Here is a 14,031-nt window from a genome sequence, read left to right as displayed (position 1 = left end):
GTCTACTGGCCAGTAGCCTCTGCTGTACTCGATCAGATCGGGCCCCGCCGCACAACCGTCGCGCACGAGGTCCGTGCCGCGCGCGGGACACCGCCCGCTGGTGGAATGGGGGTGACCGGGTACGCCACCCGGGGACCGCTCGGCGGTGGAGGTGTCGTGGCGGAGCGGGAAACGGAGCGGGAGCACGCCCTCCTGGCCAGGGTCCGGGCCATGGAGGAGGCGGTCGGTGCGATCGGCACGACGCTCGACGAGACGGGCACCTGCCGCGAACTCGCGGCCTTCGCCGCCCGGCGGCTGCACGCCGCCGCCACGGTGGACCTGTTCGCGGAGCCGGGCGCCCCGCCGTGGCGCGCGGCCCACGCGGAACCACCGGAACGGGCGGCATCCGCCGCCCCGGCCGCCGGGGCCGCGACGCACCCCGCCGCCGCCCCGGCCGCCGGGGCCGCGACGCACCCCGCCGACACTCCCGGCGGGCTGCCGCCGACCGCTCCTACGGCTTCCGGCGGGGCTGCTCCCGGCGGGCTGCCGCCGTCCGTCCCCACGGCTGAGGGCGGGGCTGCTCCCGGGGCGCTGCCGCCGTCCGCTCCTTCGGCTTCCGGCGGGGCTGAGGGCGGGGCGGCTTCCGGCGGGCTGCCGCCGTTCGCCTTCACTCCAGGCGGGGCTGCTCCCGGAGCGCCGCCGCCGTCCGCACCCACGGCTCCCGCCACGGCCGCGGCCCGGGGCGCTTCCGGCGACACCGCCCTGGCCGGCACCGCCCCCGGGGGCGCCTCCCACCGGCTCTCCCTCCCCCTCGCCGTCGACGGCGAGGAGCCGGCCGGGACCGTCACCCTGACCCGTGCCGGACCACCCTTCACCGCGGACGAGGCGGGCCTGCTCCGGTACGCCGCACGCCTGGCGGCCCGCCATCTCGGCCACGCCCGACGGCTGGCCGCCGCCGAGGACGCCGCCCTCCACCTCCAGCGCGCGCTCGTCGCCGAGCCCGGCCGCCCGCATCCCAACCTGGAGATCGCCGGCGGCTACCTCCCCGCCGGACCGCGCGCCCTCGTCGGCGGGGACTGGTTCGAGACCGTACGGCTCCACTTCGGCCGCAGCCTGCTGGTCGTCGGGGACGTCATGGGCCACGGCCTGGACGCGGCCGTGGACATGAACGCCTACCGCAACGCGCTGCGCGAGGCCGCGGCCACCGACCTGCCCCCGCACCGGGTGCTGCGCCACCTCGACTCCGTGGTCGCCGAGGACGACGCCCGCCGACCCGCCACCGTCCTGCTGGTCCGGGTCGACCCCGCCCGCGGCACCGCGACCTTCGCGAGCGCGGGACACCTCCCGCCCGCGGTGTTCCACGCCGACGGCTCGGCGGAGCTCGTCCACCTCACCGTGGGCCCGCCCCTCGGCACCGGCGTCGGGGGCTACGAGCCGACCACCCGCCCGCTCGATCCCGGCGACACCCTGCTGCTCTTCACCGACGGGCTCGTCGAGCGCCGCGGCGAGGACATCGACCACTCCCTCGCCCGCCTCGCCGCGCTCCGACTCCCCAGGGACCCCGGTCCCGACCGGGTGGTCGAAGAGGTGCTCGGCCGCCTCGGCGCGCACAGCGCGGAGGACGACGTCGCCGTCCTCGCGGCGCGCATCCGGGTACGACCACACCAGTGACACACGGTCACTTCCGTCCCGCGGAACGTCGTGACGCACGGTCACACCAGCCATGCCGGAGTCATGTTTCGGTCCCCGGCGGGATTCTTCCCGCCGGACGCTTGTGCGCGGCCCCGGGGCCCGGCACGCTCCTCGTATGAACACGGCCAGGCATGCCAGTGAACGATTGATGAGCTGGCCCTCGCTGACCCCCGGCAGCGCCCATTGCGGCGCGCCGCTCGGGTTCGGTACGGCGACGCAGGAGATCGTGCACTTCCACGGCGAGCACGAGGCCGACGTCCATCTCACCCGCGCCATGGTCGCGAAGCTGCGCCATGCCCTCCTCGGGTCGAGCGCGGTCCGTCTGCGCGCCGGATCGGGGTGGGTGACGGTCCGTCTGGACATGGGATCGGACATCGACCTGCTCGCCACCCTGGTGAGCGCCGCCCTCCAGGGCAACGGCGTCCCCGACGTGGCCCCGGACGGCTGCACCCGTACCCGCCCGGTCGCACCGCTCCGCTGACCGCCCCGGACACGGGTGCCGCTCGGAACCGGCACGGGTCTTCCGCGCGCCCGCCGGGACGGCGGCACTACGCGGGCGTGCTCCCCGGACCGCCCGGGACGGGGAACAGCATGCACGTGCTGGTCGCGTGGGCGAGCAGGCGGTCCTGCGCGTCGTACAGGCCCGCCTCGGCGAGCGCGGTCCGGCGCCCGCGGGAGATCACCGTGCCGATCGCCCGGACCTTGCCCGTGTCGAGCGTGATCGGCCGGAGGAAGCGGGTCGCCAGGTCGAGCGAGGTGTAGGCCGTGCCCAGCGGGAGCGTCGAGTGGACCGCGCACCCGGCCGCCGAGTCCAGCAGGGTCGCGTAGACCCCGCCGTGCACGCTGCCGATCGGGTTGTAGTGCTCCTCGCCCGGTTCCAGGGTGAACACCGCGCGCCCTTCCTCGACCTCTTCGAGGCCGAAGCCGAGCAACGCCGCGATCGGCAGCCCCGGCAGGCGTCCCGCGACCATCTCCCGGAGGAAGTCGAGACCGGCCATCGTCCCGGCGGCCCGTGCTGTGGCTCCGGCGTCCTCCCACTCGACCGTGCGCGACCGCCCCATGACCACTCTCCGCCCGTCCCGGCCCGCTGCCGTCAGCTGGCTCTGTACCGCGAAGCTAGCCGTCCCGAAAGCTGACTGTCAACGACGCAGCCAGGTGGCTACAGTGTGACGATGGACTGGCTGGAGACGGACACGCGGAACTGCCCGGTCGGCCGCGCCCTGGAGCTCGTGGGCGAGAAGTGGACCCTGCTGATCGTGCGCGACGCCTTCAACGGCGTGCGCCGCTACGACGAGTTCCGCCGGCACCTGGGGCTCTCGGAGGCCGTCCTCGCCGACCGGCTCCGCAAGCTCGTCGCGGCCGGCCTGCTGCGCGCGGAGCCGTACCGCGAACCCGGTACCCGGACCCGGTACGAGTACCGGCTCACCCGCAAGGGCGTGGACCTCTGGCCCGTGCTCCTCGCCCTCAAGCAGTGGGGCGACACCCACGCGGGGGAACCGGAGGGGCCGGTCCTCGACATCCGGCACACCGACTGCGGAGCCCCCGTCCGCGTCGTCGTCCAGTGCGAGGGTGAGGAACGGGACACCCTGTCCGCCCGCGACGTCACGGTCCGCCCGGGGCCGGGCGCCCGCCCGCTCCACCCCGGACCCGCGGCCTGACGACCCGCGCCGGACTCGGGCGCGCCCGAGCATCCGGACGGCCCCGCTTCCCCGGTCCGGCACCCGTTCGGCCGCACCCCTGCGATGCCCCGCCGCCCAGCCGGGTACCTCACGAGGCATGCCCTCCACACCCGGTCCGCCGTACGACGGTGCCCCCACCGAGCACGGCCCCGAACACGGCCACTGGTTCCAGCGGCTCCACGCGCGCGTGCTCGCCTCGCCCGTCGGGCTCGCCTGGAACCGCGGCCGCGCCATGGAACTCATGCACCGCGCCATGGGCTTCGCGGCGCTCAGCCTGCTCACCCTCGTCCCCCTCCTCATCGTCGTCGCCGCCGCCGACCTCGCGAGCGGCCAGGGATTCGCCCGCTGGCTCGTCCAGGGCCTCGGGGTCTCCGAGGTCTCCGAGGAGGAGGTCGAGCGCCTCTTCGGACAGCCGGGCGCGGCCCTCCAGCGCACCACCGCCTTCGGCCTCGCCGCCCTCGCCGCCTTCGGCGTCACCTTCGGATCCGCCGTACAGACCGGCTACGAGCGGGCCTGGGACCTCCCGACGGCCCGCTGGCACACCATGTGGCGGCACGTCGTCTGGCTGGCGGTCCTGGTCGCCTGCCTCCTGCTCTTCGTCGCCTTCCCCGCGCCCGCGGACGCCCCGGCGGCGATCACCGCCGTCGTGGCCCTGGGCGACCTGATCGGCACCTTCCTGTTCTTCTGGTGGTCGCAGCGCTTCCTGCTCTGCGGGCGGATCCGCTGGCGGGCACTCGCCCCCGGAGCCGTCCTGACCGCCCTCGGCCTCCTCGGGCTGCGCATCTTCTCCCAGCTCGTCTTCTCCCCGCTGATCGCCTCGAACGCGGTGACCTACGGCCAGTTCGGCACCGTCCTCGTCCTCCAGTCGTGGCTGGTCGGCGTCGGCTTCGTCGTCTACGGCAGCGCTCTCGTCGGCCGCCTGGTCCACGAGGGGCTGCTCGACCGGCGCCTGCGCCGCGACCCGCCGACCGGCAGGTGAACCGGGCCGACCCGGCGGGCGCCCCGTCGACGAGCGGTGTGCCGGCCCGGGCCGTCGACCTGACGGAGCGGGTGGGGGACCGGCGGGAAACCGATCACACGATCCGGTGATCCACTCCGGAGGGGCCGGGAGCGGTCCGCGCGACCGCTTGGATGAGGGTGATCCCATCGGTCCGTCGAAGGAGAGCCGCCCATGGCGAGCACCTGGCTGCCACCCGCCGAGTACGTCGCGACCCTGCCCAGAGCGACGGCGTACGCCTGCCTGTACTTCACCGACACGCGAGGCCGCCCCTTCCAGCTCCGGGCCGCCTACGACACCGAGCTGTGGCAGTGGCCCGGCGGGAACATGGACCCGGGGGAGACCCCGTGGGAGACGGCGGTGCGCGAGTGCCGGGAGGAGACCGGGATCGTCTTCACCGGCGCGCCCCTGCTGCTCGGCACCCACTTCGTGACCGACCGGGGCGAGGACTGGCCCGCCAACCACATCGGCTTCGTCTTCGACGGAGGCGAGCTGACGGACGAGCAGATCGCCGGGGTCGTCCTCGACCCCGAGGAGCACAGCGAGTACCGCCTCCACACGCTCGACGAGTGGGAACGGGAGATGGAGCCGCGCGAGTTCGCCCGCCTCGCGGGCGTCGACCGGGCGCGCGGGACAGGCACGCCGTTCTACCTGGAGACCCCCGTCTAGGAGGCACGGCCGGGGGTCGCGAGGAGGGGGCGGGAGGCGGGGGCCGTCGCTCCGGGCGGCCCCCGCCGACGGCCGGAACGTCAGCCCCGGCAGCCCACCGGGTGGGCGACGTCGATCACGAAGCGCTCCGGAGAGTGCAGCCGGAAGGTCTTGTACACGGGTTCGGTGTGGAAGGCGGCTCCGAGGGTGACCACCCCCTCGAAGTCGCCGGTGAGGGCGACCCCCTTGAGGGCGGGGAGGGTGAGTATCACCAGGCGGGGCCCCTGGTAGACGGACCTTCCGGCCTCGTCGTGGGCGGCCGCGGGGGAGAGGCGGATCTCCAGGAACCGGCGGCCCGCCAGGGGGACCGGCCGGCCCGAGCCGTCCTGGTGGAGTGCCGCGACCCGGTGCACGGTGACCGGGGGCATCGCGCCCCGCACGTCGATCACGAGCCGGTCGTAGGACGCGTGGTCGGCCCAGCGCGCGTTCACCACCAGGGGCGTGGTCGGGGCCGACCTGTTCGGGGCGGAGGTGTTCGCGGCGCCTGCCGGGATCGTCGCGCCGATCCCGGCGGTCAGCAGGATTCCCGCGGTGACGGCCGCGAGGGTGTGGCGGTGGTGCATGACGTCCCCCACTCTCTCGTGCTCGGGGACTTGCGGTGTCACTGGGAGAGACATCCGCTCATATCGTATGGTTCCGCCGGAATCGGGAGGAAGCGCGCACGGCGAGGAGAAGGGTGGAGGCCGGCGCGGACCGGAGTGTTCGCCCGGATCCGGCCGAGACCGTAACTCCTCGGCCGTTCAGCAGTTGACCAGGGCATGAAGAAGCGCAGCATGCTCGCCATCGCCTCCCTCGCCGCAGGCGTCGTCACCGCCCTCGTCACGCCTCCGCCGCAGGCCAACGCCGCCGAGAGCCCCCTGGGCGGCGCGACCGGACTCCTCCAGGAGGACAAGGGCGTCGACACGGTGCTCGACACCGTCGAGGGTGCCCAGAGCACCCTCCCCGCCCCCGGCTCCGGCGGGCTCCTCTGACCCTCGCCGTACGCGGCCACCGGTGCCCCGCGCCCCCGACGGGCCGCGGGGCACCGGCGCGCCGGGACCCGGGAGGAGGCGGCCCGTGCGCGCGCCGTGCGTGACTAATGACAGGATGTCCTCATGAGCGACAACGTTTACTTCGACATCACCATCAACGACCAGCCCGCCGGCCGGATCGTCTTCAAGCTGTTCGACGAGGTCGTCCCGAAGACCGCGCAGAACTTCCGCGAGCTCGCCACCGGCCAGCACGGCTTCGGCTACGCCGGCTCCCCGTTCCACCGCGTCATCCCGCAGTTCATGCTGCAGGGCGGCGACTTCACCAACGGCAACGGCACCGGCGGCAAGAGCATCTACGGCGAGAAGTTCGCCGACGAGAACTTCGAGCTCAAGCACGACCGCCCGTACCTGCTCTCGATGGCGAACGCGGGCAAGAACACCAACGGCTCGCAGTTCTTCATCACCACGATCGTCACCGACTGGCTCGACGGCAAGCACGTCGTCTTCGGCGAGGTCGTCGAGGGCCAGGACCTGGTCAAGAAGATCGAGGGCCTCGGCTCCGCCTCCGGCCGCACCTCGGCGTCCGTCAAGGTCTCCGAGTCCGGCGTCGTGAAGGCCTGATCGCCTTCCCGAGCTGAGCGGAGGGCGCCCAGCGCCCTCGCTCGACCCACCCGGCCGGGGCGGGGGCGCCGTCCGCGACGTGCTTCCCCGCCCCCGCCGAGGGCCCCGGCCGCCGCCGGGCGCGCCGTTCCGGCCCGGTCCACGGCGACCGGCCCGCGGGCCCGCCGGCCGCGACGGCCGGCACACGAACCGCCGCGACGACCACGGCCGTACGCCCCTTGCGCGGACGTGGTCGGGGAGTCCCGTACCGACGGCCGGACACCCGCCGCACCCCGGCAGCGGACGGACGGGACGCGCCGACCGCGCTCAGCCCCCCTCGCCGAAACGCCGCTCGAACTTCGCGATCCTGCCCTCGGTGTCCACCGTCCGCGCCTTGCCCGTGAAGAACGGGTGGCTCTCGGAGGAGATCTCCACGTCGATCACCGGGTACGTCCGGCCGTCGTCCCACTCGATGGTCCGCTCGCTGGTCGCGGTCGACCGGGTCAGAAAGGCGTACCCGGCCGCGCGGTCGCGGAAGACCACCGGGCCGTACTCGGGCTGCTTCTCCTGCTGCACGTGTCCTCCTCGGGCTCACGCCCTGGCTCGTCCGGCCTGATCGGCACGGCACCCCCAGCCTCCCCGCGCCCCCGGCGCACGACCAGCGCCGCAGGCCCGACCGGGTGACCCTCAGCCGTGGTCCGGCCGCCGCGCCGCCAGCAGCAGCGCGATGTCGTCCGGGCGCGAGGTCGCCTGGCGGGCGTCCCGGATGACCCGGTCGGCGGCCTCCGAGAGGGGCAGCGCATGGGCCGCGGCGAGCGCACCGCCCAGCAGCGCGATCCCGTCGTCGATGTCCTGGCCCGGCTTCTCCACGAGCCCGTCCGTGAACAGCGCGAGCACCGCACCGGGCTCCAGCCGCAACCGGGTCACCGGGTACGAGGCACGGCCGTCGATCCCCAGCACCATCCCGCCCGCCAGCTCCACCCGCTGCGCCGTCCCGTCGGGGTGCAGCAGCAGGGGCGGCGGATGCCCCGCCCGCACCGCCCGCAGCTCCCCCGACCCCGGATCGAGGAGCACGTAGCAACAGCTGGCGAACTGTCCGGGATCCAGGTCGATGAGCAGCCGGTTGGTGCCCCTCATGACGTCCTGCGGCCGATGCCCCGCCAGCGCGAAGGCCCGTACGGCGCTCCGCAGCTGACCCATCGTGGCGGCGGCCGCCACCCCGTGCCCCTGGACGTCGCCGATGACGAGCGCCAGCCGGTCCCGCCCCGTCTCGATGACGTCGTACCAGTCGCCGCCGACGTCCATGCCCTGCGTGCCCGGCAGATAGCGTCCCACCGTCTCCACCCCCTCCCAGACGGGCAGCCGGTGGGGGAGCAGCGCGTCCTGGAGGCCCCGGGCGACCGCCGACTCCGTGTCGTAGCGCTGGGCCCGCTCCAGGGCCTGCGCGATGAGGCCCGCGAGGGCCGTGAGCACGGTCCGCTCCTCCGAGCTGAAGCCGCGCGGCCGGTCGAAGCCGAGGATGCACGAGCCGACCGGCCGGCCGGAGGCGATCAGGGGGAGGAACGCGCGCGCCCCCGAGTGCGCGTCGAGCGGCAGCCCCGGATATCTGAGGCCCAGCTGCTCCATCGACTCGAAGAACAGCGGCCGGCCCGTGGTGAGCGTCTCCACGCCGGGCACGTGCGCGTCCAGCGCCACGCCGTCGAAGGGTTCGAGGAAGCCGGGCGGGAAGCCCGTCTCCCAGGCCAGGTACAGCCGACGGTCGCTCAGCAGGTAGATGGCCAGCTGGCGTCCGCCGAACGCCGGCAGGAGCTCCTCCGTCACCACCGCCGACACCTGGCGGGCCGTCACCGCCTCGGAGAGAGCGATCGCCAGGGCCACCGGACGGTAGAGCGCCGAGACCTGGTCGTCGGGCAGGGACAGGGTGTCGGTCGTCGGCCCGGTGCCGCCCTTCGGCACCTGCTTCGGCCGGACCGGGTCGTTCTCGGGCAGCAGCACCATGGTCACGCCGTCCCGCCCGGGATGGAGCGAGACCGAGAGCCACTGGCTCCGCTCCGGACGGGCCAGGAAGCGCACCGGCTCACCGGAGACCATCGCGGCCCGCAGCTGCTCCTCGTGGAACGGCTGCGCGAACCAGGGCAGCGCCTCCCACAGCGGGCGGCCCGCCAGAGCCGCGCGCGGGCGGCCGAGCAGCCGCTCGGTCAGCTCGTTGACGTACGTGACGCGTCCGAGGCGGTCGATCGCCAGGATCGCCCGCGGCAGCCGGTCGGTGGCGTCGGAGCCGATCAGACCGGTCCCGAGGTCGACGAGGGTGCAGGTGAGCCGCAGACCGGTGGGGACACCGCCGACGCCGAGCCGCGGCGCTCCCGACCCGTCCATGGGCGGGGCCGCGGGCGTCGCCGGATGCGGTGCGGTGTGCCGCGCCCGCGTGGAGACCTCCAGGAGGTGGAGGCCCCCGTCCGGGCCCTTCAGCCGGATCCGGCGGACCACCGGGCGGCCGTCGGGCCCCGTGGCCTGACGGGCCGCCGCCCACAGGGCGTAGCCGTCCTCGGGCTCCAGGAGCGCCGTGAGGACGTCGATCGGGCAGGGCGAGGGCACGTCCGCGCCGAGGATCGCCAGGAGGCCGTCGTCCAGGGTCACCAGCCCGCTGTCGAGGTCCCACTCGAAGGCGCCGAAGCGGACCGGTGGCGCGCCCGAGGTCGAGAGCTGCACGCACACCGGATCGCCCGGCCACTCCAGAGCCGTCCCCTGCCGGGCCAGATCGGCCAGGGCCTCGCCCAGGTGCAGCCCGCCCCTGGTCATCCGGTTCCGGTCGCGCGCCTCCACCGGAACCCCCGGCGTCGGCGCCCGCAGCACCACCAGGACGCCGAACCGCTCACGACCGGCGACGACCGGCGCGTACAGCGAGGCGAACGGGAACGGCAGGCTGGCGACCAGCTGCGGAAACCGCCGCATCGCCTCCTCGACGTCGTGGAGGTGCACGGACTGCCCCGAGCGGTGGACCTCGGCGACCGGGAACGGTCGGTTCGTGTGCATCCGGAACCACGGGCGGAACAGCGGACCCGGCAGTCCCACCAGAGTCGCCATCCGCAGCAGCCCCGGGGTGCCGGACCGCAGGTACACCCCGCCCGCGTATCCTCCGACCTCGTCGACGGCCCGCAGCGCGGCCTCCGCGAGCGTCCAGGTCAGCGCGCCGGAGGGCGGCCCGTCGGCAGTTCCCCTCCCGGACGGACGCCCGGTGCTGCCGGCCGGGCCGGGGCGGCCGGACGTGCCGTGCAAGGTCACACAGCCAGGATGCGCCCCACCGGAAAGGCGCCGCATCCCGGGCCCCGTCCCGCACGGCCGTCGGGGCGGCAGGGGGTGTTGACCCCCTGCGTCCGTACCGTCACACTCGGTCGTCGACCGGCGCCGCGGGCGCACGGCACCCACTTCACGACCAGGGGACAGGATGACCGACCGGGTTCTTCCGTACGAGGTGCAGGGCGCGGGACCGAGGAGGGCCCTCGTGCTGCACAACTGGTTCGGCGACCGCACCAGCTTCGCCCCGCTGCGGGCCCATCTGGACGACGCCGCCGGCACCTACGCCTTCGTCGACTGCCGCGGCTACGGCGAAGCCGTCGACCACGCGGGGGCCTACACGATGGAGGAGGTCGCGGCGGACGCGCTCGCGGTCGCGGACGACCTCGGCTGGGACTCCTTCTCCGTCGTGGGTCACTCGATGGGCGGCAAGGCGGCGCAGCTGATGCTCCTGGAGGCGCCCGAACGCGTCCGTTCGATCATCGGGATCTCGCCCGTCTCGGCGGCCGGCTTCCCCATGGACGGCGACACCTGGGACCTCTTCGCCGGCGCCGCCGAGGAGGCCGGCAACCGCCGCGCGATCATCGACACCACCACCGGCGGCCGGTACGACGACGCCTGGCTGAGCACCCTGGTCGAGCGCTCCGTCCGACGCTCCTCCGCCACCGCCTTCCGCGCCTACCTGGACTCCTGGTCGCGCACCGACTTCCACGAGCGCGTGCGCGACAACCCGGCTCCGGTCCTGCTCGTCGTCGGCGCCCACGACCCGGCGCTCGGGGCCGCGGCGATGGAGGCGACCTGGCTGCGCTGGTACCCCAACGCGCGCCTGGAGGTCATCAAGGACGCCGGCCACTACGCGCCCGAGGAGACCCCGCAGGCCCTCGCGGAGGCCATCGAGGCCTTCCTCGCGGCCTGACGGGACGGGCCGGCCCCCGGCCCGGCCGGGCTCGGCGGGAGGGGCTGGGCCGACTGGACGAAGGACGGACGGGCCGGGCGGCGCCTGGGCGACTGAGGCCTCACGGTCAGGTTCAGGGTGAGGGTCACGTTCAGGAGGAGGTCCAGGGGAGGCGGGGCGACGCCCGGGGCGTCCGCTCCGCCTCTCCTCCGCCTCTCATCCGAACGTCTCGCGGGACGACGACTTTCGAGGACAGCGGCGGGACCTCCACGGGCCGGATCATCGTGCTCACGACCTCATGGGGCGGGCCTCCGACGGGCCGCCCACGATCGGCAGGAGCACGTCCGATGGGCCTCGCGCAGACGCAGCACCGTTTCCTCGTCCGGCAGAAGGTGACGCCCATGGCCAACCGCTACCTCGTGCACACCGAGGGAGCGGACGGGGCCGAGGGGGAGCTCGTCGCCTTCGCCCACCAGAAGAGGATGGCGTTCAAGGAGCAGGTCACCTTCTACACCGACGAGTCCCAGCGCCAGGTCCTCTTCACCTTCAAGGCCCGCCAGGTGATCGACCTCGGTGCGACCTACGACGTGCACGGCGCGTCCGGCACCCGGCTGGGCGGCTTCCGCAAGAACTTCGGGGCCTCCCTGCTGCGCAGCACCTGGCACCTCAGCCGCGAGGGGGCCGAGGGGGAGACCACAGGCCGGGAGCGCAGCGGGGGCATCGCGCTGCTGCGGCGCGCCTGGGAGCTGCTCCCCTTCACCGACCTGCTGCCCTTCGTCGTGCCGTACCACTTCGACTTCACCGAGTCGGGCCGCGCGGTGATGTCGGTCGACAAGGTCTTCGGGCTCCGCGACCGGTACGTGCTGGACATAGCGGACCCCGAGCTCGACCGGCGCCTCGCGATAGCCCAGGCCGTCGCGCTCGACGCCCTCCAGTCCCGCTGACCGGCCGCTCACCCGACCGCGCGGGAAGGCGCGCCTTACCCTGGAGGGACGGGCGGGGGACCGAGCGGGGCGCTCCTCTCCCCGCGCGGAGCCGTGCGGGCGGAAGGACGCGGGCCCATGCTCTTCAGTGATCGCACCGATGCCGGTCGGCAGCTGGCCGCCCGCCTCGACCACCTCAGGGGACATGACCTCGTGGTGCTCGGTCTGCCGCGCGGCGGGGTCCCGGTGGCGGCGGAGGTGGCCGATGCCCTGGACGCCCCGCTGGACGTCTGCCTCGTCCGGAAGCTGGGGGTGCCCCGGCAGCCCGAGCTGGCGATGGGCGCGCTCGGCGAGGGCGGTGTGCGCGTGGTGAACGAGCGGGTGCTGGCCGAGGCCGGGGTGGGGGCGCGGGACCTCGCGGCGGTCGAGCGGCGCGAGCACGCGGAGCTCGACCAGCGGGCCGACCGCTACCGGGGCAGCAGACCCTCCGTGCCGCTGGAGGGCCGGACCGTCCTGATCGTGGACGACGGACTCGCCACGGGCGCCACGGCGCTCGCGGCCTGCCGGGTGGTGCGGGCCCGGGGCGCGGGGCGGATCGTCCTGGCGGTGCCGGTGGCGCCCCGCGGGTGGAAGGCGAGACTCGGGGGCGAGGCCGACGAGACGGTGAGCGTGCACGCGCCCGAGGCGTTCTCGGCGATCGGACAGTTCTACGGGGACTTCAGCCAGACCCCGGACGCGGAGGTCGTGGCCTGTCTGGACCGGATCCGGGCCGCGCACGGGCCGGTCGTCCGGGACGGGGACGTTCGGATCCCCGTGGACGACCGCGTCACGCTGGCGGGGCGGCTCGCGGTGCCCGAGGACGCCCTGGGCGTCGTCCTGTTCGCCCACGGGAGCGGGAGCAGCCGGCACAGCCCCCGGAACCGGGCGGTGGCGGCCGCTCTCAACCGGGCGGGCCTCGGCACCCTGCTGTTCGACCTCCTCACCGAGGGGGAGGCGGGGGACCGGGCGCACGTCTTCGACACCCCGCTGCTCGCCGGGAGGCTGGCCCGGGCCACGGAGTGGCTCGCGGGGCGGCCGGAGAGCGCGGGCCTTCCGCTGGGCTGCTTCGGGGCCAGTACGGGAGCGGCGGCCGCGCTCTGGGCGGCGGGCGACCCCGACTCCCCGGTGGCCGCCGTCGTGTCACGCGGTGGTCGGCCGGACCTCGCGGCCGACCACCTGGCGCGGGTGAAGGCCCCGACGCTCCTTGTCGTCGGAGGGCGGGACGCGCTGGTCCTCGACCTCAACCGGCGGGCGGAGTCGCTGCTCCGCTGCGAGAGCCGGCTGGAGGTCGTGGAGGGCGCCACGCACCTCTTCGAGGAGCCCGGCGCCCTGGAGGAGGTGGCGGAGCTCGCCACCTCCTGGTTCACCGGGCACTTCCGTGCTCAGTAGGCGCCGTTGACGTTGTCGATGGAGCCGTAGCGGTCGGCCGCGTAGTTGCAGGCGGCGGTGATGTTGGCGACCGGGTCGAACAGGTCCGTCGAGGTGCCGGGCACGTGGTAGGCGAGGAAGGTCGGCTCGATCACCTGGAGCAGGCCCTTGGAGGGGGTGCCGGCCACGGCGTTGGAGTCCCAGAGGTTGATGGCCTGGGGGTTGCCGGAGGACTCGCGCATGATGTTGCGGTGGATCCCCTCGTAGGAGCCGGGGATGCCGCGCTGGGCCATGATGTCCAGCGACTCGCGGATCCAGCCGTCGAGGTTGTCCGCGTACTGGGTGGCGGCGACGGGCGCCGCCTGGACCGGGGCGGACGCCGCGGCGGGGGCGGCGGCCGAGGCGCCGGTGCCGGCGGCGGCCGGGGCGGCGCTGCGGCGCTCGGAGCGGCTCGCCCGTTCGGCCGAAGCGGTCTTCTTCGCCTCTGCCGGGGCGGCCTTGGCCGAACTCCGATGAAGCGTCAGTTCAAGGCCCGGGTGAATGAGTGACGGATTGTCACCCACGGCGCTCTTGTTCGCCTGGTAAAGGCCCTTCCAGCCGCCCTGAATTCCCTTCTTCTGCGCGATGAGGGAAAGCGAGTCACCGCTGACGACCGTGTAGGTGCGCGCTGCGGCCTTGGCGGCGGGCACCTTCGGTGCGGCCTTGGCGGCGACCGGGGCGGTGATGGCCTTCGGCGCGATCTGCGGGGCTCCGGAGACGGGCGCGGCGCCGGCCACGGCCGGGGCGATCAGCGGGAGGGCGAGGGCGGCGCCACCCGTGCCGACCAGCGCGAGTCCACGGGAGACGGGGCGGCGGGGACGGCGGTGCTTACCGTGAGCAGGCATGA

General features: G+C 74.6%; 15 protein-coding genes. 10 read left to right on the top strand and 5 right to left on the bottom strand.

Annotated features, from left to right (window positions below):
* The first annotated feature begins 156 nt into the window (after nt 1-156).
* Both ACY0MR_RS02190 and ACY0MR_RS02185 read left to right on the top strand, forming a co-directional pair.
* Nucleotides 157-1,650: a PP2C family protein-serine/threonine phosphatase gene (locus ACY0MR_RS02190; RefSeq protein WP_473558672.1), complete on the top strand. Its 1,494-nt coding sequence runs from the start codon at nt 157-159 to the stop codon at nt 1,648-1,650.
* A gap of 169 nt (nt 1,651-1,819) precedes the next feature.
* Entirely contained in the window at nt 1,820-2,152 is a 333-nt protein-coding gene (locus tag ACY0MR_RS02185) for a luciferase domain-containing protein (RefSeq protein ID WP_392205393.1), read from the top strand.
* Nucleotides 2,153-2,219: 67 nt separating this feature from the next.
* On the opposite strand, the gene ACY0MR_RS02180 is transcribed toward ACY0MR_RS02185, so the two are convergent.
* Nucleotides 2,220-2,732: a PaaI family thioesterase gene (locus ACY0MR_RS02180; protein WP_473558669.1), complete on the bottom strand. Its 513-nt coding sequence runs from the start codon at nt 2,730-2,732 to the stop codon at nt 2,220-2,222.
* A gap of 111 nt (nt 2,733-2,843) precedes the next feature.
* Here ACY0MR_RS02180 and ACY0MR_RS02175 point away from each other — a divergent pair, with 111 nt between their 5' ends.
* The 3 genes from ACY0MR_RS02175 (at nt 2,844) to ACY0MR_RS02165 (ending at nt 5,016) form a co-directional block, all read left to right on the top strand.
* Nucleotides 2,844-3,329, top strand: a complete 486-nt coding sequence (locus ACY0MR_RS02175; protein ID WP_388799981.1) for a winged helix-turn-helix transcriptional regulator — start codon at nt 2,844-2,846, stop codon at nt 3,327-3,329.
* Nucleotides 3,330-3,447: 118 nt separating this feature from the next.
* Nucleotides 3,448-4,329 (top strand): YhjD/YihY/BrkB family envelope integrity protein, encoded by an 882-nt coding sequence (locus tag ACY0MR_RS02170; RefSeq protein ID WP_473558667.1) that lies wholly within the window; start codon nt 3,448-3,450, stop codon nt 4,327-4,329.
* A 192-nt stretch (nt 4,330-4,521) separates the two neighbouring features.
* Nucleotides 4,522-5,016 carry an NUDIX domain-containing protein gene (locus ACY0MR_RS02165; protein ID WP_388799987.1) on the top strand — a complete coding sequence of 165 codons (495 nt, stop codon included), beginning with the start codon at nt 4,522-4,524 and terminating at the stop codon, nt 5,014-5,016.
* An 80-nt stretch (nt 5,017-5,096) separates the two neighbouring features.
* On the opposite strand, the gene ACY0MR_RS02160 is transcribed toward ACY0MR_RS02165, so the two are convergent.
* Nucleotides 5,097-5,618 (bottom strand): AMIN-like domain-containing (lipo)protein, encoded by a 522-nt coding sequence (locus tag ACY0MR_RS02160; protein WP_473558665.1) that lies wholly within the window; start codon nt 5,616-5,618, stop codon nt 5,097-5,099.
* Nucleotides 5,619-5,813: 195 nt separating this feature from the next.
* Between ACY0MR_RS02160 and ACY0MR_RS02155 the strand changes: the two genes are divergently transcribed.
* On the top strand, nt 5,814-6,026 hold the full coding sequence (locus ACY0MR_RS02155; protein ID WP_361851511.1) for a hypothetical protein: 213 nt from the start codon (nt 5,814-5,816) through the stop codon (nt 6,024-6,026).
* A gap of 123 nt (nt 6,027-6,149) precedes the next feature.
* Nucleotides 6,150-6,647, top strand: coding sequence for a peptidylprolyl isomerase (locus ACY0MR_RS02150; RefSeq protein ID WP_361851508.1), 498 nt, complete (start codon nt 6,150-6,152; stop codon nt 6,645-6,647).
* A 306-nt stretch (nt 6,648-6,953) separates the two neighbouring features.
* Here the strand turns inward: ACY0MR_RS02150 and ACY0MR_RS02145 are convergent, their stop codons facing one another.
* On the bottom strand, nt 6,954-7,202 hold the full coding sequence (locus ACY0MR_RS02145) for a type B 50S ribosomal protein L31 (RefSeq protein WP_361851505.1): 249 nt from the start codon (nt 7,200-7,202) through the stop codon (nt 6,954-6,956).
* A gap of 111 nt (nt 7,203-7,313) precedes the next feature.
* On the bottom strand, nt 7,314-9,908 hold the full coding sequence (locus ACY0MR_RS02140) for a SpoIIE family protein phosphatase (RefSeq protein WP_404081177.1): 2,595 nt from the start codon (nt 9,906-9,908) through the stop codon (nt 7,314-7,316).
* 163 nt (nt 9,909-10,071) lie between these two features.
* On the opposite strand from ACY0MR_RS02140, the gene ACY0MR_RS02135 reads away from it, so the two are divergent.
* The 3 genes from ACY0MR_RS02135 to ACY0MR_RS02125 all read left to right on the top strand — a co-directional run bounded on the left by ACY0MR_RS02135 (nt 10,072) and on the right by ACY0MR_RS02125 (nt 13,166).
* Entirely contained in the window at nt 10,072-10,836 is a 765-nt protein-coding gene (locus tag ACY0MR_RS02135) for an alpha/beta fold hydrolase (RefSeq protein ID WP_388799999.1), read from the top strand.
* Nucleotides 10,837-11,162: 326 nt separating this feature from the next.
* A complete protein-coding gene (locus tag ACY0MR_RS02130) occupies nt 11,163-11,759 on the top strand; it encodes an LURP-one-related family protein (protein ID WP_473558661.1) in 597 nt (198 codons plus the stop codon).
* A 117-nt stretch (nt 11,760-11,876) separates the two neighbouring features.
* Nucleotides 11,877-13,166 (top strand): alpha/beta family hydrolase, encoded by a 1,290-nt coding sequence (locus tag ACY0MR_RS02125; protein WP_473558659.1) that lies wholly within the window; start codon nt 11,877-11,879, stop codon nt 13,164-13,166.
* On the opposite strand, the gene ACY0MR_RS02120 is transcribed toward ACY0MR_RS02125, so the two are convergent.
* Nucleotides 13,160-14,029 carry a LysM peptidoglycan-binding domain-containing protein gene (locus ACY0MR_RS02120; protein WP_473558657.1) on the bottom strand — a complete coding sequence of 290 codons (870 nt, stop codon included), beginning with the start codon at nt 14,027-14,029 and terminating at the stop codon, nt 13,160-13,162. The two genes, ACY0MR_RS02125 and ACY0MR_RS02120, sit on opposite strands and share 7 nt — an antisense overlap.
* Nucleotides 14,030-14,031: the final 2 nt, after the last annotated feature.

This window comes from Streptomyces sp. JN8 (genome assembly GCF_055808075.1).
The sequence above is the reverse complement of the archived record's forward strand: the minus strand, read 5'-3'. Positions and strand labels throughout refer to the sequence as shown.